This window comes from Vibrio sp. 03_296 (assembly GCF_002265885.1).
In genome coordinates, this window is record NZ_NPKW01000220.1 from 1 (window position 1) to 849 (window position 849).

An 849-nucleotide genomic window follows, 5' to 3' on the forward strand; every position below is an offset into this window, starting at 1 on the left:
ATGGGCCAGCACAAAGGTCTGTTTGAAGCGTACAAAGCGATCAAAGCCAGCGAAGCGTTTGCCAAGCTGACCATTGCACAACAGAAAACCATTACCGATGCTTTGCGTGATTTTGAGCTATCGGGCATTGGCCTGCCTGCGGATGAGCAAAAGCGCTACGGCGAAATCAGCAAGCGTATGTCAGAGCTAAGCTCTAAGTTTTCCAACAACACGCTAGACGCCACCATGGGCTGGACCAAGCACATCACCGATGAGAAAGAGTTAGCAGGCATGCCGGAATCGGCGTTGGCGGCCGCGAAAGCCGCGGCTGAAGCCAAAGAGCTCGACGGTTATTTGATCACGCTGGACGTGCCGTCTTACCTGCCAGTGATGACTTACTGTGACAACCAAGCGCTGCGCCGTGAAGTGTACGAAGCGTACGTGACTCGCGCGTCGGATCGCGGTCCAAACGCCGGTAAGTGGGACAACACCGAGATCATCAATGAGCAGTTGAAACTGCGTCATGAAATTGCTCGCATGCTTGGCTTTAACACCTACAGCGAAAAGTCGTTGGCGAACCAAAATGGCGGAAAACCCAGCGCAAGTGCTGGGCTTCCTCAATGATCTCGCCACCAAAGCCAAACCACAAGGTGAGCGTGAAGTGGCAGAGCTGCGTCAGTTTGCTGAGCAAGAGTTTGGCGTGTCTGAACTCAATGTGTGGGATATCGCTTACTACAGCGAAAAACAAAAGCAGCACCTGTTCCAAATTTCGGATGAAGAACTGCGTCCGTACTTCCCTGAGTCGAAAGCCGTCAGCGGTTTGTTTGAAGTGCTCAAACGTGTGTTTGGCATGAGCGTGTAAAGAAGCGC

At 52.5% G+C, this 849-nt stretch carries 1 pseudogene; it reads left to right on the forward strand.

Annotated elements, in window-relative coordinates:
* Positions 1-838, forward strand: a pseudogene (locus tag CIK04_RS23535) (M3 family metallopeptidase); the annotation flags it as partial.
* Between the last annotated feature and the right edge of the window lie 11 nt (positions 839-849).